Origin of the sequence: Janthinobacterium sp. SUN211 (assembly GCF_030587315.1) — a bacterium.
GTDB classification, from domain to species: Bacteria; Pseudomonadota; Gammaproteobacteria; order Burkholderiales; family Burkholderiaceae_D; genus Janthinobacterium; species Janthinobacterium kumbetense.
In genome coordinates this window covers 206,886-224,963 of the sequence record NZ_JAPWIC010000009.1, presented here as the reverse complement: position 1 = coordinate 224,963, position 18,078 = coordinate 206,886, and the positions used below count along the sequence as shown (strand labels likewise).

General features: G+C 61.8%; 13 protein-coding genes. 9 read left to right on the top strand and 4 right to left on the bottom strand.

Annotated elements, in window-relative coordinates; all coding sequences use genetic code 11:
* Positions 1-345: 345 nt before the first annotated feature.
* From rsmB to O3301_RS25175, 8 genes are all read left to right on the top strand, one after another.
* Positions 346-1,767 carry a 16S rRNA (cytosine(967)-C(5))-methyltransferase RsmB gene (gene rsmB, locus O3301_RS25210; RefSeq protein WP_289906769.1) on the top strand — a complete coding sequence of 474 codons (1,422 nt, stop codon included), beginning with the start codon at positions 346-348 and terminating at the stop codon, positions 1,765-1,767.
* A 97-nt stretch (positions 1,768-1,864) separates the two neighbouring features.
* Positions 1,865-2,371, top strand: a complete 507-nt coding sequence (locus O3301_RS25205; protein ID WP_251350982.1) for a DUF4390 domain-containing protein — start codon at positions 1,865-1,867, stop codon at positions 2,369-2,371.
* Entirely contained in the window at positions 2,371-4,668 is a 2,298-nt protein-coding gene (locus O3301_RS25200; RefSeq protein WP_099665532.1) for a PAS domain-containing sensor histidine kinase, read from the top strand. Before O3301_RS25205 ends, O3301_RS25200 begins: the two co-directional genes overlap by 1 nt.
* A gap of 98 nt (positions 4,669-4,766) precedes the next feature.
* A complete protein-coding gene (locus O3301_RS25195; protein ID WP_034784724.1) occupies positions 4,767-5,486 on the top strand; it encodes a response regulator in 720 nt (239 codons plus the stop codon).
* Positions 5,483-5,884, top strand: a complete 402-nt coding sequence (locus O3301_RS25190; RefSeq protein ID WP_305057801.1) for a GTPase — start codon at positions 5,483-5,485, stop codon at positions 5,882-5,884. Before O3301_RS25195 ends, O3301_RS25190 begins: the two co-directional genes overlap by 4 nt.
* Before the next feature lie 153 nt (positions 5,885-6,037).
* Positions 6,038-6,295: a DUF3567 domain-containing protein gene (locus O3301_RS25185; protein ID WP_077399469.1), complete on the top strand. Its 258-nt coding sequence runs from the start codon at positions 6,038-6,040 to the stop codon at positions 6,293-6,295.
* A 170-nt stretch (positions 6,296-6,465) separates the two neighbouring features.
* Positions 6,466-7,245, top strand: a complete 780-nt coding sequence (locus O3301_RS25180) for a class II glutamine amidotransferase (protein ID WP_099668254.1) — start codon at positions 6,466-6,468, stop codon at positions 7,243-7,245.
* Positions 7,246-7,382: 137 nt separating this feature from the next.
* Positions 7,383-8,663 carry an EAL and HDOD domain-containing protein gene (locus O3301_RS25175; RefSeq protein ID WP_077399474.1) on the top strand — a complete coding sequence of 427 codons (1,281 nt, stop codon included), beginning with the start codon at positions 7,383-7,385 and terminating at the stop codon, positions 8,661-8,663.
* A 72-nt stretch (positions 8,664-8,735) separates the two neighbouring features.
* Here O3301_RS25175 and O3301_RS25170 read toward each other — a convergent pair whose 3' ends face one another.
* Positions 8,736-9,107: an SPW repeat protein gene (locus O3301_RS25170; RefSeq protein ID WP_099665530.1), complete on the bottom strand. Its 372-nt coding sequence runs from the start codon at positions 9,105-9,107 to the stop codon at positions 8,736-8,738.
* 120 nt (positions 9,108-9,227) lie between these two features.
* Positions 9,228-13,022 carry a methionine synthase gene (gene metH / locus O3301_RS25165; RefSeq protein ID WP_305057800.1) on the bottom strand — a complete coding sequence of 1,265 codons (3,795 nt, stop codon included), beginning with the start codon at positions 13,020-13,022 and terminating at the stop codon, positions 9,228-9,230.
* A 641-nt stretch (positions 13,023-13,663) separates the two neighbouring features.
* Here metH and O3301_RS25160 point away from each other — a divergent pair.
* The gene (locus tag O3301_RS25160) at positions 13,664-16,141 is read left to right on the top strand and encodes an IPT/TIG domain-containing protein (protein ID WP_305057799.1); all 2,478 of its coding nucleotides are present in this window, start codon (positions 13,664-13,666) and stop codon (positions 16,139-16,141) included.
* A gap of 87 nt (positions 16,142-16,228) precedes the next feature.
* Here the strand turns inward: O3301_RS25160 and fmt are convergent, their stop codons facing one another.
* Both fmt and def read right to left on the bottom strand, forming a co-directional pair.
* Positions 16,229-17,185: a methionyl-tRNA formyltransferase gene (gene fmt / locus O3301_RS25155; RefSeq protein ID WP_305057798.1), complete on the bottom strand. Its 957-nt coding sequence runs from the start codon at positions 17,183-17,185 to the stop codon at positions 16,229-16,231.
* A 94-nt stretch (positions 17,186-17,279) separates the two neighbouring features.
* Positions 17,280-17,822 (bottom strand): peptide deformylase, encoded by a 543-nt coding sequence (gene def / locus O3301_RS25150; RefSeq protein WP_034784735.1) that lies wholly within the window; start codon positions 17,820-17,822, stop codon positions 17,280-17,282.
* Between the last annotated feature and the right edge of the window lie 256 nt (positions 17,823-18,078).

The window sequence follows — 18,078 nt, the reverse complement described above, 5'->3', positions numbered from 1 at the left end:
TGAATAGAATGAATCAAAAAGCAAAACGGACGGCCAGTACCCAAGCCGCCCAGACTGCGTTAATTATACTGGTTTGCTGCCGGGAACAATACGCCAGCCGGCAGTGTGCCCGTGCCGGCGCTTTTCACGATATTATCAGGACAGCATGCCTATGTTGGTGCATGAAAACATCAGCATGGCGCATTCTGCTTGTATATATGCAGTTTTTTGCCGCAATTTACATGTATCGCTGCAATCGCTTGGGCCAGAGGGCGCCACAAACGCTACAATCGACCCTTTATTGATGACGCGCGGCCGCGACTTTGCCACCATGCAGCCCGCCGCGCGCAGCCACACCGGATAACTATGAACAAGCGCCCCACGCTGAAATTGAAAACCAAGCCGGCGCCAGGCCAGGCTCCTGCCGCACCGAAATTGCGTCCCAGCTACCATCCCGACCTGAAACCGGTCTTGCAGCCAGGCTTCCAACCCGATTTGCGCGCCGACTCGCTGGCGTTTTGCCTGCTGGGCGCGGCCAATGCCGTGGCGCAAGTGCGCACGGGCACGGCCCTGCCGCAGGCGCTGGCCAAGGTGTTTACGCAATCGAACGCCAGCCCGCAGGCGCGCGGCGCCATCCAGGATATCTCCTACCGTACCATGCGCCAGTTGGGCCGCAGCGAAACCCTGGTCGGCCTGATGACGTCGAAGGCGCCCGAGCCGCCGATGCTGGCCGCCCTGCTGTGCTGCGCGCTGTCGCTGATGTCGGCCGAGCCGGGCGAGCAGCCGTACGAAGAATTTACCGTTGTCGACCAGGCTGTCACAGTGGCCACTTCGCACCCTGATCTGGCGCATGCCAAGGGTATGGTGAATGCCGTCTTGCGCCGTTTCTTGCGCGAGCGCAAATCCTTGCTGGAAGCGGCCCTGCAGCAACCGTTGGCACAATGGAATTATCCGCAGTGGTGGATCGACTCGCTGCGCCTGGCTTACCCGCGCGACTGGCAAGCCATTCTGACGGCCGGCAATGCCGTGCCGCCCTTGACCTTGCGCGTGAATCGCCGCAAGAGCACGGTCGAAGCGTATCTGGCCGTGCTGGCCGAGGCGGGCATTGCCGCGCGCCAGGTGGGACCGTTCGCCGTGCGGCTGGACAAGCCGATCGGCGTGGCGCTGATCCCCGGCTTCGAGCAGGGCGTCGTTTCCGTGCAAGATGCTGGTGCGCAATTGGCCGCGCCGCTGCTGGACTTGCAAGATGGCATGCGCGTGCTGGACGCCTGCGCCGCGCCGGGCGGCAAGACGTGCCACATCCTGGAACTGGCCGACGTGCAAGTGACGGCCATCGATGCGGACGCCAAGCGCCTGCCGCGCATCGCGGAAAACCTCGAGCGCCTCGGCCTGGATGCCACCCTGAAGGCGCAGGATGCGCAATCGAACGCGTGGTGGGACGGCCAGCAGTACGACCGCATCCTGGCCGACGTGCCGTGCACGGCCTCGGGCATCGTGCGCCGCCATCCCGACATTCGCTGGTTGCGCCGCAAGGGTGATGCGTTCCAACTTGCAACACTTTCCTCCAAAATTCTGGACAACCTGTGGCAGATGCTGCGCCCCGATGGTAAATTGCTGTTCGTGACATGTTCATTGTGGCCGCAAGAATCCGAGGCACAGGCGGCGGCATTTGCGGTACGCAATAATGCGATCCGATTGACAGCGCCTGGCCAGCTGTTGCCGACTGGCAGCGCGGAGCAGGACCACGACGGTTTGTTCTATGCGCTATTCCAAAAAAATGCGGCTTGAGCGATTCGTCGAACCTTATCTTACGGACACTACCGGCACACTTGTGACAACACGACTCTTCCGACTCCTGGCCCTGCTGCTGATGCTGGCATGTACCATGCCACGCGCGCATGCCGCCGACATGGTCGAGATTACCCGTGCCTATATCGAGTCGGGCGAAGAGGGCTACAAGCTGGCCGCCACGTATTCCTTCGAGCTCAATCACGACCTCGATGATGCAGTACAGCATGGCGTGCCGCTGTATTTCACGACAGAAATCGAACTGACCCGGCCCCGCTGGTACTGGTTCGATGAAAAAGCCATCGTGGCGCGCCAGACCAGCAAGCTGTCCTATAACGTGCTGACGCGCCAGTATCATGTGTCGGGCGGCGGCTTGCAGCAAAGCTTTCCCACCCTCGACGATGCGCTGTTCCTGATCCGCCGTCCCAGCCGCTGGCTGGTGGCGCGGCGCGGCGAGCTGAAAGTGGGGCAGACGTACAACGTCACCTTGCGCATGGGCATGGACCGCGACTACCTGCCCAAGCCGATACAGGTCAATGCCTTCAATAACAGCGACTGGCGCCTGGCTTCGAATAAAAAAACCTTCTTGTATACGGCGGAGTAGTGAGTCAAGCATTGCGCTATTTGCTGGTGGTGGGCGGCGGCATTGTCAGTATCCTGCTGTTCCTGCTGGCGTCGGCTTCCGACAATTCCGGCTTTTTCGACCGCTATTACACCTGGCTGCTGGGCCTGAACGCGGCCGTCGCCGTGTCCCTGCTGGCGCTGGTGGGCATTTCCCTGGCGCGCCTGTACGCGCGCTACAAGAGCGGCAAGTTCGGCTCCAAGCTGATGACGCGCCTGGTGATGCTGTTCGCCGCCGTCGGCATCCTGCCGGGCCTGGTGATTTTCCTTGTCTCCGTGCAATTCGTCTCCCACTCCATCGAATCCTGGTTCAACGTCAAGATCGAAGCGGCGCTGGAATCGGGGATTGAGTTGGGCCGTGCCGGCCTCGATGCGGCCCTGGTCGAGCTTGACCACCGGGGCCACAAGGCCGTCGAAGAACTGGGCGCCGACCCGGTGGCCGGTCCGGCCGTGCTGACCAGCCTGCTACGCGAAGAGGGCATGCAAAATGTCATGCTCGTCAGCGGCGACGGCGTGCTGCTGGCCAGCGCCGGGCCGCACAGCGCGGCCGACTTGCCGACGCCACCCATGCTGGTGCAGGCAGCCTTGCCGGCCGGCTATGCCTCCGCCGAGGGCGGACTGGAGTTGCACGACGATGGCACGGAATCGGGCGGTGGCGGTTTCCGCTCGGGCTTGCCAGCGTCGCTGGAAACGGCGGCCAGCCTGCGCCTGCGCGTGCTGGTGGCCGTGCCGGGGCCTTCCGTCTCGCCCCGCTATTTGCAACTGCTGCAATCGGTGCCGCCCAAGCTGGCGACGAATGGCGAAGTGCTGCGCGCCGCCTACAGCGAATACAAGGAACGTTTCGTCGCGCGCGTGGGACTGCGCAAGATGTACATGGAAATCCTCACCCTGACCTTGCTGCTGGCCATTTTTGGCGCCATCGGCAGCGCTTTCCTGATCGCCGGTAATTTGGCCCAGCCCCTGCTGCTGTTGGCCGAAGGCACGCGCGCCGTGGCCGAGGGCGACCTGTCGCCGCGCCCCATCGTCGCCACCAAGGATGAACTGGGCACCCTGACGCAGTCGTTCAACATCATGACGCGCCAGTTGCTCGATGCGCGCACGGCCGTGGAAAGCAACCGCGCCGCCTTGCAAAACGCCAAGGCCCACCTGGAATCGGTGCTGGCGAACATGTCGGCCGGCGTGATGGTGCTCGACGGCGACTTTAAATTGGTGACTTGCAATGAGTCGGTCGAGCGCATCCTGCAGCATTCGGGCATGAGCATGGTGGGCCAGCCGCTGGCGAATATTGCTGGAATGGAAGAGTTCGGCGGCGCCATCATCAGCGCCTTCACGGCGCAAAGCGCGCAATCGGCGTCGGGCCGCAACCAGCAGCGGCTGCACTGGCAGCGGCAGATCGAGATTCCGCGCCGCCTGGGCAGCAGTGCCGACGAGCATGACATCACCTTGCTGGCGCGCGGTTCGCGCCTGCCGCTGGAGTCCGGCAGCGGCTACATCGTCGTCTTCGACGATATTTCCGACGTGATTTCCGCGCAGCGCTCGATCGCCTGGGGCGAGGTGGCGCGCCGCCTGGCGCATGAAATCAAGAATCCGCTCACGCCCATCCAGCTGTCGGCCGAGCGCCTGCAGATGAAGCTCGAAGGCAAGCTGGAGCAGCCTGATGCCGACCTGCTCAGCCGCGCCACCACCACCATCGTCAAGCAGGTCGATGCGATGAAGCGCATGGTCGACGACTTCCGCGACTATGCGCGCACGCCGCCGGCCGTGCTCACGCCGCTGCGCTTGAACGAGCTGATCGAAGAGATACTGAACCTGTACCTGCGCGGCGACGATGGCGACATCATCCACCCGCTGCTGGCGCCGAATTTGCCGATGGTGATGGGCGATCCGACCCAGTTGCGCCAGGTGATACACAACTTGCTGCAGAACGCGCAGGACGCCATGGCCGACCTGCCGCCGGACTCGCCGCATCCGCGGATTGACGTAAGGACGGAAGCAATTCATTATCGCAGTGCGGACGGTGGCGTGAATATCGCCGTGCGGCTGGCCATCAGCGACAATGGCCCTGGTTTCGCGCCAAAAATCCTGGCGCGGGCCTTCGAGCCCTATGTGACCTCGAAGGCGCGCGGCACGGGATTGGGCCTGGCGATGGTCAAGAAAATTATCGATGAACACGGCGGACGCATCGATATCGAGAACCGGGTCGACGGCAATGGCGCTTCGGTGGTCATTTTGCTGTTAAAGTTAGCTCCCGACACTCCTGCCCAGGAATTCCTGGCGTGAGGGTCTGGTTTAGTATTTAAAACACTAATAAAATCATAGTTGTCCGCCGTGTGCATCTTGTGCGCGACGGCCGGCGAAATGAGGAAGGCAAGACACGAATGGCAAACATACTCGTAGTGGATGATGAAATGGGTATCCGTGAGTTGCTCTCGGAAATTTTGGGCGACGAAGGACATGCTATCCAGCTGGCCGAAAATGCGCAGCAGGCGCGCGAAGCGCGTGCCGCCGGTGCGCCGGATCTGGTATTGCTGGATATCTGGATGCCCGACACCGATGGCGTCACCCTGCTCAAGGAATGGCAGCGCGACGGCTTGCTGACCATGCCGGTGATCATGATGTCGGGCCACGCCACCATCGATACGGCGGTCGAGGCGACGCGCATCGGCGCCATGAACTTCCTGGAGAAACCGATTGCCCTGCAAAAACTGCTGAAGGCAGTCCAGCAAGGCTTGACGCGGGCACAGGAAACCGTGCGCGCGCCGAGCGTGGCGCCGCGTCCCGTGGCGCCCGTGGTGGCCGAGGAAAGCAGCCATCCCGTACCGAGCTTTGGCGGCAGCGCGCCGCAACAGCTGATGGTGCGCCCAGGCATCGCCGTACCGGCGGTGGCCGAAGGCCATGGCTACAACCTGTCGTTCGACTTGCCGCTGCGCGAGGCACGCGACGCGTTCGAGCGCATGTATTTCGAACATCACCTGGGACGCGAAGGCGGCAGCATGACCCGCGTGGCGGAAAAAACGGGCCTCGAGCGCACCCATTTGTACCGCAAGCTGAAACAGCTGGGTGTCGAACCGGGCAAGCTGGCCAAGAAAAGCCTGTGACGGCAACCGTGCGGCGTCCGACGCCGCTGACTCTGGTCAGCGGTGGACGCGCCGCCGGGCGTGAAGCGGCCATCGCGCAAGCCTTGCCGCCAGGCCAGCCGGCCGCCGTGATCCTCGAAGGATTGGCTGACGGCAACGCCATCCTGGCCGACCTGGCCGGGCAAGTTTCTCCTTCTCTATTATTTCCATTGCAACTGTTGCGCATCGCGCCAGGTTGCCTGTGCTGCAGCGGCAATCTCGTATTGCGTGTAACATTGAATCGTCTGCTGCGCCATCCACCCGCACACTTGTTCATCAGCCTGGCCGACGCCACGCACATCGACCAATTGCGCACCTGGCTCACCGCCAGTCCCTACGATGCCCTGCTGGCGCTGCAAGCAGACATGGTGGTTTCCTGACGATTTCTTGATCGCCTTACCGCAGTCGTAGTTTGCATCTCGTTACAACTCTGTAGCCCGCAGGGTGGCATGGCCGCTTGAAATGGCGCCGTGTGAACCCCACCTCTGTTCTGACACCGCAGGAGCTTCTCCTGCTTGAGCGAAGGATGCAAAATGAACCTGATCTATAACAGCGAACAATACAGCGTCGTGGAATTCGGCGTCGACGGCGACCTCGAAGCACTGCGCTTTGGCGGCTATGAAATCGTCGACAAGGGGGGCAAGCGGGAAACGTTTATCGCCGGCATCCTTGCGCAACACTTCCGCCGCGACGTCACGGAGCTGATCGCCAGCGAACCCAGCATGGAAGAGATCGATGAATTTTTGGGCAGCTATGATTCCCTCATGAGCCAGCCCGTACTGTTGCACTAATTAGAAAGAACCTTAACAGAACCGTAGCGAGCGGCAGTGAGTTGCGGCCGAGAAGCGGAGCTGTGCGAATGCACAGTGAGCATCGGAGGCTGCAAATCGCGCCGCGCAGTAGGTTATGTTAGGGTTCTGGGTATGGTATGGTGGTTGTGTTATCCAGCTGCAAACAGACCATGTGCCAACTTCTCGGAATGAATTGCAATGTCCCCACGGACATTGTCTTTAGTTTTACCGGCTTCGCCATGCGCGGCGGCCATACCGATACCCACCATGACGGCTGGGGCATCGCCTTTTTCGAAGGCGCCGGCGTGCGCCATTTCGTCGACCACCAGGCGGCCATCGCCTCGCCCGTGGCCGAACTGATCAAACGCTACCCGATCAAGTCGCGCAATGTCATCGCGCATATCCGCAAGGCGACGCAAGGCCAGGTGGCGCTGGAAAATTGCCACCCCTTCGTGCGCGAACTGTGGGGCCGTTACTGGGTCTTTGCCCACAATGGCGATTTGAAGGATTTCAACCCCGTGCTGACGGGCAGTTACCGCCCCGTCGGCTGCACGGACAGCGAACGGGCTTTCTGCTACCTGCTGCAGGAACTGCACGCGCGCTTTGGCGATGCCCCGCCGGCATTGCCGCAACTGCATGCGGCCCTGGCGGAGTTGCTGCCCAGCATCGCGGCCCACGGCACGTTCAACATGATGCTGTCGAGCGGCGAGGCGCTGTTTGCCCATTGCTCTACCAGCTTGCACTATCTGGTGCGACAACATCCGTTTCCAACTGCTAAACTCTCCGATGAAGACCTGAGTGTGGACTTTTCCCAGGTGACGACACCCCAGGACCGCGTGGCCGTGATTGTTACCCAGCCGCTGACGACAAATGAGCAATGGACGGCGTTTGCGCCGGGCGAATTGAAATTATTTGTCGACGGGATGGTGCAAGACACGCCAGTCGCCTAATTTGTTGACGACAATAAACTGGATTGCTGCCAAAATACCCACAGCGCGGGCGGAATTCAGCTAAAGTATTGTCAATAGTGAACCTTGATGCGGGCGCGGCGCGGCCGGTGTCACTCGACGTGATTGATGAAGAGTTAATGATCGATATTTCCAGCAACGACATCACCCCGAAACCCTTGCGCGTGCGCGAGTTCTATCTGGGGCGACAACCTATCCTTGACCGCAATCAAGCCCTGTTTGGCTATGAGTTGCTATTCCGCAACGCTCCGGTCGGTCCCGCCAACATTACCAGCGATCTGTCCGCCACGGCCTCCGTCATCGCCCACGCTTCCCAGCTGGGCATGGAAAAGGTCATCGGCGACGCGCTCGGTTTCGTCAACGTCGATGCCGACGTGATCATGAGCGACATCTTCGTGTTCCTGCCGCGTGAAAAAGTGGTGCTGGAAATCGTCGAATCGATGCCCGTCACGCCGGAAGTGCGCGCGCGTATCAGCGAGCTGGTGGGCCACGGCTTCACTTTCGCGCTGGAAAACGTCGTGTCCGACACGGCGCAAGTGCAGGAACTGCTGCCGCTGGTGCAATACGTCAAGATGGACATGAGTACGGTCGACCCGAAAGTGCTGGCAGCCCTGGCGCCCCGTTTCAAGCAGGAAAACAAGAAACTGGTGGCGGAAAAGGTCGAGACGCGCGAAGAATTCAAGTCGGGCCTGGACCTGGGCTTCGATTACTTCCAGGGTTATTACTTTGCCAAGCCCGCCATCATGACGGGCAAGAAACTGTCGCCGTCGCAACTGGCCGTCATGGAACTGATGACCCTGGTGACGTCGGACGCCGACAATATGGACATCGAGCGCGCCATCAAGCGCGACGTGTCGCTGGCCCTGAACCTGCTGCGCCTGGTGAATACACCGGCCGTGGGCGCGCGCCAGCGCATCGATTCGCTGAGCCAGGCCGTGACCGTGCTGGGCCGCCGCCAATTGCAGCGCTGGCTGCAGATCATGCTGTATGCGGAACCAAGCAAGCGCGGCCATAGCATGACGCCGCTGCTGATGCTGGCCACCACGCGCGGCCGCCTGCTGGAATTGCTCGCACACAAACTGCGCCCGAACCACGCCCATTCGGCCGATATCGCCTTTACGGTCGGCATCATGTCGCTGATGGATACCCTGTTCGGCGTGCCGATGTCGGAAATCCTCGGCCAGATCGAAGTGATCGACGAAGTGGCCGAAGCGCTGCTGTCGCGCGAAGGCTTCTACGGCGACCTGCTGCGCCTGGCCGAGTGCATCGAGCGCATCGAAGACATGGAAGGCGAGATCGTGCCAACCTTGCGCGACCTGGCCATGTCGCCGGACGACCTGGTGGAGCTGGAAATGGCCGCCTACGAATGGAGCGATAACGTTGTCAGATACGCCCTGTAATTGGCATAGCTAGCCATATCAAGAACCCCGCCCGGCAGTGCCCGGCGGGGTTTTTTTACGCCGGTAGCTGCACTACGCCGCGGCGCCGGGCCAGTGCTTGTGCAGTTCGGGGTCGGTGCGCAGTTCCCACAGGGCCAGGACGACGACGGCGATACCGACGACGAGCTCGTTCCACAGGACGACGCGCTGTTCGGCCAGCCGCAGTATCCACGGCGAGGCGGCGACCCAGACGCCCACCAGCAGGTTGACGACGACGGCCCAGAAATACGTCTTGTACAGGTCGAAGGCGGCCAGGATGGCGATCACGAGGCCCGAGACAAAGGCGTTGATCATCTGCGGCGAGCCTTCGGGATAGGAAAACGCCCAGGGCGAGACGACGAGCCACAGGCCCAGCAACAGGATCACCTGATCCTGCCAGCGTTTCAGTTTGAAATTGGTTGCCATATATCCTCCTTGCCGGTTGGGAACGGGCCGGAGCGGGCATGCAGCATGCCGGCCGGCATACTGCGTTAGTGCGCTTCGGCGCGCGATAAGTTCCGCGCGCCTTGTGCTTATATTATGGCATTACGACAGGTTCGGCGCCAGCCAGCGTTCCACGTCCTCGATGCTGACGCCACGGCGCTTGGCCATGTCTTCCACCTGGTCCATGCCGATCTTGCCGACGACGAAGTATTTCGACTCCGGGTGGGCAAAATAGAAGCCGGACACGGCCGCGCCGGGGAACATGGCATACGATTCCGTCAGCTGCATGCCGATTTCCTCGGCCTGCATGACCTCGAACATCTCTTTCTTGACGGTATGTTCGGGGCAGGCCGGGTAGCCTGGCGCGGGGCGGATGCCGACATATTTTTCGGCGATCATGTCGTCGTTGCTCAAGTGTTCGTCCGGCACGTAGCCCCACAAATCCTTGCGCACGCGCTCGTGCAGGTATTCGGCGAACGCTTCGGCCAGGCGGTCGGCCAGGGATTTGAGCATGATGGACGAGTAATCGTCGTGCGCATCCTCGAAGCGTTTTTCGTATTTCTCGATGCCGAGGCCGGACGTCACGGCGAACATGCCGATGTAATCCTTCACGCCCGATGCCTTCGGCGCGATGAAGTCGGCCAGGCACTGGTTCGGACGCTGCACGCCGTCGACCACGGGTTTCACGCCCTGCTGGCGCATGCCGTAATACGTGAACGCCACGCTATTGCGCGTATCGTCGGTGTACACCTCGATATCGTCGTCATTGACGCTGTTGGCCGGCAGCAAGGACACGACGCCGTTGGCCGTCAGCCAGCGTCCGTCGATGAGTTTTTTCAGCAAGGCCTGGCCTTCCGCGTAGACCTTGGTGGCCGCGTCGCCCACCACTTCATCCGTCAGGATGGCGGGGAAGGGGCCGGCCAGGTCCCAGGTCTGGAAGAACGGGCCCCAGTCGATGTAGTTGGCCAGGGTGGCCAGGTCGACGTTTTTAAACACGCGGCGGCCGATGAACTTCGGTTTCACGGGCGTGCAGGCGCCGTCGAAGGGCACGACCATCTTGTTGGCGCGCGCCTGCGCCAGCGGCAAAATCGGCAGCGCCTTCTTGTTGGCGTGCTGCTCGCGGATGCGCGCGTAGTCGAGTTCGATGTCTTCCACGTACTTGTCGCGCTGTTCCGGCGTCAGCAAGGATTGCGCCACGGACACGGAACGCGAGGCGTCCGGCACGTAGATCACGGGGCCTTCGTAGTTGTGGGCGATTTTCACGGCCGTGTGGGCGCGGCTGGTGGTGGCGCCGCCGATCAAGAGGGGAATCTTCAGCATGCGGAAGTGCTCGTCGCGCTGCATTTCCTTGGCGACATAGGCCATTTCTTCCAGCGATGGCGTGATCAGGCCCGACAGGCCGATGATGTCGGCGTTTTCCACCTTGGCGCGGGCGAGGATTTCCGAGCACGGCACCATCACGCCCATGTTCACCACTTCGAAGTTATTGCATTGCAGAACGACGGTGACGATGTTCTTGCCGATGTCATGCACGTCGCCTTTCACGGTCGCCATGATGATCTTGCCCTTCGGCTTGGCGACGATGCCCGTGCGCTTTTCTTCCAGCAGCTTTTCTTCCTCGATAAATGGAATCAGATGGGCCACGGCCTGTTTCATCACGCGCGCCGATTTCACCACTTGCGGCAGGAACATCTTGCCCTGGCCAAACAGGTCGCCGACCACGTCCATGCCGGCCATCAGCGGGCCCTCGATCACGTGGATGGGGCGTCCGCCATTGTGCAGCAGTTCCTGGCGCGCTTCTTCCGTGTCTTCCACGATGAATTGCGTGATGCCGTGCACCAGCGCATGCGACAGGCGTTCCTGCACCGTGCCTTCGCGCCAGGCCAGGGTTTGCGCCTCGGCCTTGCCGCCCGCCTTCAGGGTGCCGGCAAATTCGATCATGCGCTCGGTCGAGTCTTCGCGGCGGTTCAGCACCACGTCTTCCACGCGCTCGCGCAATTCCGGGTCCAGGTTGTCGTACACGCCCACCATGCCGGCGTTGACGATGCCCATGGTCATGCCGGCCTTGATGGCGTGGTACAGGAATACGGTATGGATGGCTTCGCGGGCTGGATCGTTGCCGCGGAAACTGAAGGACACGTTCGACACGCCGCCCGAGATCTTCGCGTACGGCAGGTTTTCCTTGATCCAGCGCGTGGCGTTGATGAAGTCGACGGCGTAATTATTGTGCTCTTCGATGCCGGTGGCGACGGCAAAGATGTTCGGATCGAAAATGATGTCTTCCGGCGGGAAGTCCAGCGCATCGATCAATAAATGGTATGCGCGCGCGCAAATCTCGATCTTGCGCTCGAAGGTGTCGGCCTGGCCCTTCTCATCGAAGGCCATGACGATGACGGCCGCGCCGTAGCGGCGGCACAGCTTGGCCTGGCGCAGGAATTCCTCTTCGCCTTCCTTCATGGAAATCGAGTTGACGATGGCCTTGCCCTGCACGCATTTCAGGCCCGCTTCGATGACTGACCATTTCGACGAGTCGACCATGATGGGCACGCGCGAAATATCGGGTTCCGAGGCGATCAGGTTCAGGAAACGCGTCATGGCCGCCAGCGAATCGAGCATCGCTTCATCCATGTTGATGTCGATCACTTGCGCGCCGTTTTCCACTTGCTGGCGGGCCACGGATAGCGCCTCGTCATATTGCTCGTTGAGAATCATGCGCGCGAACGCCTTCGAGCCCGTGACGTTGGTGCGCTCGCCCACGTTGACGAACAGTGACTCGTCATTGACGACGAACGGTTCCAGGCCCGCCAGGCGCAGGTCATGCGATGGGACCGGCACGGTGCGCGGGGTGTTTTTCGACAGCAACTCGCCAATGGCGGCGATGTGCTCGGGCGTGGTGCCGCAGCAGCCACCCGCCATGTTCAGGAAGCCCGCATCGGCAAATTCGCGCAGCAGGGCGGACGTGTCGGCTGGCAACTCGTCGAAACCCGTGTCGCTCATGGGGTTGGGCAAGCCCGCGTTCGGGTAGATGCACACGAAGGTGTCGGCGATCTTGGCCAGCTCTTCCGCGTACGGGCGCATCAGGGCAGCGCCCAGCGCGCAGTTCAGGCCGATGGTCAGCGGTTTCGCGTGGCGCACGGAATTCCAGAAGGCGGGCACGGTCTGGCCCGACAAGATGCGTCCCGACGCGTCCGTGACGGTGCCGGAAATCATCAGCGGCAGGCGCACGACATCCGGGTTTTGCTCGTAGAACAGGTCGATGGCGAACAGGGCCGCCTTGCAGTTCAAGGTATCGAAGATGGTTTCCACCAGCAATACGTCGGCGCCGCCTTCCACCAGACCCTGCGTCTGCTGCAGGTAGGCGGCCACCAGTTGGTCGAAGGTGACGTTGCGCGCGGCCGGGTCGTTCACGTCCGGCGAGATCGACGCCGTCTTCGGCGTGGGCCCCAGGGCGCCGGCGACGAAGCGCGGCTTGTCCGGCGTGGAATATTTATCGCAGGCGGCGCGCGCCAGCCTGGCGGCCTGCACGTTCATTTCATAGGCCAGGTGGGCCATGTGGTAATCGTCTTGCGCGATGGTCGTGGCGCCGAAGGTATTCGTTTCGATCAGGTCGGCGCCGGCCGCCAGGTAGCGCTCGTGGATTTCCTGGATGATGTGCGGCTGCGTCAGGGTCAGCAACTCATTATTGCCCTTGACGAACAGTTCGCGCGCGCCACTGTCGGCCGGCGCGGCGAAATCGATGAAGCGGCCGGCGGGGCCGCCGCGGTACGCTTCTTCGTCGAGCTTGTATTGCTGGATGATCGTGCCCATGGCGCCGTCGAGAATCATGATCCGCTGCGCCAGAATGGCGCGCAAGGTGGCTTCGGTCGGGGACATGGCGGGGATCACGGTATCGTTCATTTCATGCTTTCAATAGGCAAACGGGCGGCGGCGCGGCGACAAGACGTTACGAGGCGGATGCGGGTCAGCAGGATCAGCTGACGGAGAGTTGCCGGCCGGGTAGGGCAGGCAGAAGGTGGCAATCGCCTGATTTCACCGGGTCTAAAATTATACGGCATCAGGCTGCTTTGGTTTTAAGCAAAAGCGGCCGTTCGCCCCACGGCAGGCCTTCTTGCAACACATCGCCTGTCGCCACGCCTGCTTCTGAAAATTACATTCCTGAAAATCTTACTCAAAACGTTAATTCTTCCAGCAAAGTTGGCAGAACAATATGGCGTCTAGGCTGTGGAAAAATTTCCACATTATTTGCGCCGCATCAGCATATTTTTAATGAGTTGAATGGCAATAGCTGCAAAGGAAAGTAATTTTGATTTTAGCCAACACAGAGTGAGGGGAATAATGCTCAGAGTAAAGTTTGCCAAGCAGATATTTTAATTATTATCAAAACCAATTGAATCAAAAGCATTAATAGTTGTCTTTGGGAATCGAACTAAACCATAATATTGGTTCTTCGAAATTAAATTCTCACCAAAAGTCACCAATATGTCACATTTATCTCGTGTCCTCCCCGGCATCGCGCTGCATCAACATGGTTGCCAGCCATGAAAAACCATCTGCTTGTCGCATTGTTTGTCATGCTGGGCCTGTCCGCCTGCGGCGGTGGCGGCGGTGGGGGCGGCGACACGGTGGTGGCGACCACGTCGGGTACGCCCGTGCTGCTGCCTGCCGTGACGGCCGTTTCGGCGGCGAATGTCGCCGTCGGTGGCAGTCTGGTGCTTACGGGCACGAATCTGAGCCGCGTGACGGCTTTCCAGGTGGGCGGCGTGACCGTTGCCACCAGCGCCGCCAGCGACACCAGCATCACCCTGACCATGCCGGGCGTGCCCGTATCGGGCGCCTTGAGCCTCGTCAGCGCCAGCGGCACGGCGGCCACCAGCTATAACGTCAATGTGTACCTGCCCTTGAGCGTGGGCAGCGTCGCACCGGCGACGGGCGGCGTCGGTTCCAGCGTGACGATCACGGGCGGCGGCATGGGCGCCGTGACGGCGGTGCAGTTTGGCAATGGTGCGGCGGCAACGCCGCAAAGCCAGACGGCAGGCAGCGTGACGGTGCTGGTGCCTGCGGGCGCGGCGACAGGCGCGCTGACGGTGCGCGGTCCCTACAACGATGTGCTCAGCGGCGACACGTACACGGTGCTGGCCAGCGTGACGGTGACGTCGATCACCTCGGCCGTCAACAGCGGGGGCTTGTCCGTGACGGTGCAGGGCAGCAATCTCGACCAGGTCACTTCGGCGTCGGTGGGCAATACGCCGGCCGTCATCGTCAGCGCCACTGCCAGCCAGCTGCTGCTGTCCGCGCCGGCCGCGGCCACGGGCAACGTGATGCTGGCGGCTGCGTCGCGCATCGCCGTGAATGCGGGTACGGTGTCGGCCTTTACCCTGGGCAGCATTGATTTCGCGCAAGTACTGAATTTGAATGCCAGCAATACGGCCTTGCGCTTGACGCGCGGCAAGCCGGCCGCCGTGCGCGTGTCCGTGCTGGCCGCGCAGGCGGGTCAGGCCAGCCCGGCGGTCACCTTGAATGCGACCGCCGCCAATGGCAGCAACCTGGGCAGCATCGCGATGACGGGACCGGCGCTCTTGCCGACGACGAAGACCGATGACAGTTTCAACGGTAATTTCAGTGCCGTCCTGCCTGCAGGCTGGATCTTGCCCGGCGTGCGCGTGCGCGTAACGGCCGTCGGCAATGACGGCGTGCAAGTGAGCCAGGAAGCGGCGCCCGTGGTGGCCAGCCTGGCCAAGATCCGTCTGGTGCTCGTACCCTTGAGCACCGATGATGGCGTGGCGCAACTGCCTGACGCCGAGGTGATCCGCGCCGCGCTGCTGCGCGTGTATCCGTATGCGACGGAAAATATCAGCATCACGACGCGCGCCGCGCTGAGCCTGCCAGGCAGCAGCACGGCCGACAGCTGGTGGAGCGATGCCCTGGGCAAGCTGGAAAACCGGCGCGCGATGGAAGACAGCGGCGCCTACTATTATGGTTTCGTGCCGAAGATGTCCGTCACCAACGCAGCCGGCCTGGCCTACATCAACGAGCGCAGCAGCGGCAACGACTTCACGTCGGCCATCGGCCTCGATGCCCAGTTCAAGAGCGTTGCATCGGTCGACCCCTTCGGCAATCAATGGCCTCTATGGCTCACTACGCTCGTGCATGAGCTGGGCCACAACCACTCGCTGCAGCACGTTGCGTGCGGCGGTCCGGCTGGCGCTGCTGTCGACTACCCATATGCGAATGGCAATCTGGGCCCGCAACCGCTGTACAACAGCAACTATGCAGGCAGCATCGGCCAGCTGAGCAAGGCAGTCTATGGCAACACGCCGATGAAGGACGTGATGAGCTATTGCAGCGGCGCCTGGTTCTCCGACTACAGCTATGCGCGGGTGCAGCAATTCCTGGAAAAACGCAGCACGCAGATTACGGGCAGCAATGTGCTGGCCGCCAGCATGGCCGTGGCCCAGAACGGCTACCTGACCATTTCCGGCCGCATCACGCCTGGCGGCGTGGCCCTGCGCCCGGCCGTTGCCTCGTCGGCGCGCATCGGCGCCGCTGCCAGCGGCAGCGGCCATGCTTATACCTTGCGCGTGTTGACGGCGTCTGGACAGACTATCGACTTGCCCTTCGATGGCGTCTCCGTGGCCGATCATGGCGGCAACGCCATGAGCCACTTCCGCGTCAGCTTCGCCAATCCGGGCGAAATCAGCGATGTGCAAGTGTTGGCAAATGGCAAGGCTTTGGCCAAGCTGGAACGCCCGGCGCGCCGCAGCAAGGCTGCCGCCAACGATGCCACGTTTGATGCGGCGCAAAGCGGCGGCCAGCTGGCGCTGGTCTGGAATGCCGAGGCGGAACCGTATGCCGCCGTCATGCACGTGGCTGCCGATGGCCGCAAGACGGTGGTCGCCAGTGACTTGACGGGTGGCAAAGCCAATGTCGACGTGAGCGCCGTGCCGGCCGGCGGCCGTTTCGAGGTCAGCCTGTCGTCGTCCCTGGGCGCACGCCTGCTGAAGGTGCAGCGCCGCTAAGCTAGCGGGGCGGATACAAAAAAGGCTTGCCGCGGCAAGCCTTTTTTTATGGCCATCGGCATGATGGCGCGGTGCAATCCGGTGAAGTCAGGCGAAGCGCTTGCCTTCGAGGGGGAAGCCCTTGATGAATTCGGCCGCAGGCAGGCGCTTGCCGCCCGGTTTTTGCAGTTCCGTCAGGCGCAGCGAGCCATTGCCGCAGGCCACGACGATGCCGTGCTGGGCGTCGGCTGCCAGCACCTGGCCCGGCGCTTCCTTGCTGTCCGCTTCGAGCACGTCGGCGGCCCAGATCTTGATGGTGGTGCCATCGACCTGGCCGCAGGCGCCGGGAAACGGATTGAAGGCGCGGATTTTCAGGCCCAGTTCCAGCGCCGGCAGGCTGAAATCGAGCGCCGCTTCTTCCTTGGCGATTTTTGCCGCATAGGTGACGCCCGCTTCCGGCTGCGGCACGGCTTCCAGCGCTTGCAGCTGCATCTTGCGCAGGGTCTCGACGATCATCTTGCCGCCCAGGGTAGCCAGCTTGTCGTGCAGGCTGGCGGTGGAATCGCCCGCCTCGATGGGCGTGCGCTCGATGGCCAGCATGGGGCCCGTATCGAGGCCTTCTTCCATCTGCATGATGGTCACGCCCGTTTCATCGTCGCCGGCTTCGATGGCGCGGTGGATGGGCGCGGCGCCGCGCCAGCGCGGCAGCAGGGAACCGTGGATATTGATGCAGGGTTTGATGTCGAGGGTGCTGCGCGGCAAGATCAAGCCGTAAGCCGCCACCACCATCACATCGTAGTCGGTGGTCAGCAGGCGCTCGTGCGCCGCTTTCGCTTCGGCGGCGCGCTGCGGGTCCTTGCTGTCCATGCGCAGCGACAAGGGCTGCAGCACCTCGATGCCGTGCTGCAGTGCATATTGCTTGACGGCCGAGGCGTGCAATTGCATGCCGCGTCCGGCAGGGCGGTCGGGCTGGGTCAGCACCAGCGGAATCTCGAATCCCGCTTCGTGCAAGTCTTTCAGGGCCGTGGCGGCAAATTCAGGCGTGCCTGCGAAGATCACTTTCATATGGTTCCTTGACGTGAGGTGCGCAGGCCCGCGCCGGAGGCGCCAGGCTGGCAGGGTGTTACGGTCAGTCTATCAGCAGTACTGCAAAAGCGGCTTAGAAACGGCGATTCTGTGCGCGCAGGCTCGCTTCGCGTTCGAGACCGCGGATTTCCTTGATCATCTTGGTCTTGATGCGGTTGCGCTTGAGCGGCGACAGGTATTCGACGAATACCTTGCCCAGCAAGTGATCCATCTCATGCTGGATGCAGACGGCCAGCAAGCCATCGGCTTCCAGTTCGAACTGCTTGCCGTGGCGGTCCAGGGCGCGCACCTTGATGCGGGCAGGACGCTCGACGCCGTCGTAGACGCCAGGCACGGACAAACAGCCTTCGTCGTAGACCTGCTTTTCCTCGCTGGCCCAGGTGATTTCCGGGTTGATGAACACTTGCAGCTGGTTTTTTTCTTCGGTGATGTCGATCACCATCATCTGGATATGCTCGTCCACTTGCGACGCGGCCAGGCCGACGCCCGGGGCGTCGTACATGGTTTCGGCCATGTCGTCGATCAGGGTTTGCAGGCGCGCGTCAAATTCGGTGACGGGCTTGGCGATCGTGTGCAGGCGAGGATCGGGGTAACGCAGGATATTTAATATGGACATACGGATTCGACTGGTTAAGGTGGGCGCCGGTGCGCCGGATTATTCATGCCTGGGCCATGCGAACGATGGCAGGGCTATTTTCTGTTGGGTACGCCATGCTTGGGCGCGTATGGCACAACGGCGCGGCAGATGCGTTTGCCAGTGCGCTAATCGTTTGCTGCAAAGGGAAATTTTATCACAGACGCCCATGCTCCTGTGGATGGGGGGCCGTTTTGCACACGCATTGCACGCATCCTTGCGCGCGTCGGTATCGCGT

Coding starts and splice junctions, on each gene's coding strand:
- O3301_RS25175 (WP_077399474.1), top strand. CDS start 7,383: ATGATCGATATTTCCAGCAACGACATCACCCCGAAACCCTTGCGCGTG.
- metH (WP_305057800.1), bottom strand. CDS start 13,022: ATGAACGATACCGTGATCCCCGCCATGTCCCCGACCGAAGCCACCTTG.
- O3301_RS25185 (WP_077399469.1), top strand. CDS start 6,038: ATGAACCTGATCTATAACAGCGAACAATACAGCGTCGTGGAATTCGGC.
- O3301_RS25195 (WP_034784724.1), top strand. CDS start 4,767: ATGGCAAACATACTCGTAGTGGATGATGAAATGGGTATCCGTGAGTTG.
- O3301_RS25160 (WP_305057799.1), top strand. CDS start 13,664: ATGAAAAACCATCTGCTTGTCGCATTGTTTGTCATGCTGGGCCTGTCC.
- O3301_RS25205 (WP_251350982.1), top strand. CDS start 1,865: ATGCCACGCGCGCATGCCGCCGACATGGTCGAGATTACCCGTGCCTAT.
- def (WP_034784735.1), bottom strand. CDS start 17,822: ATGTCCATATTAAATATCCTGCGTTACCCCGATCCTCGCCTGCACACG.
- rsmB (WP_289906769.1), top strand. CDS start 346: ATGAACAAGCGCCCCACGCTGAAATTGAAAACCAAGCCGGCGCCAGGC.
- O3301_RS25180 (WP_099668254.1), top strand. CDS start 6,466: ATGTGCCAACTTCTCGGAATGAATTGCAATGTCCCCACGGACATTGTC.
- fmt (WP_305057798.1), bottom strand. CDS start 17,185: ATGAAAGTGATCTTCGCAGGCACGCCTGAATTTGCCGCCACGGCCCTG.
- O3301_RS25170 (WP_099665530.1), bottom strand. CDS start 9,107: ATGGCAACCAATTTCAAACTGAAACGCTGGCAGGATCAGGTGATCCTG.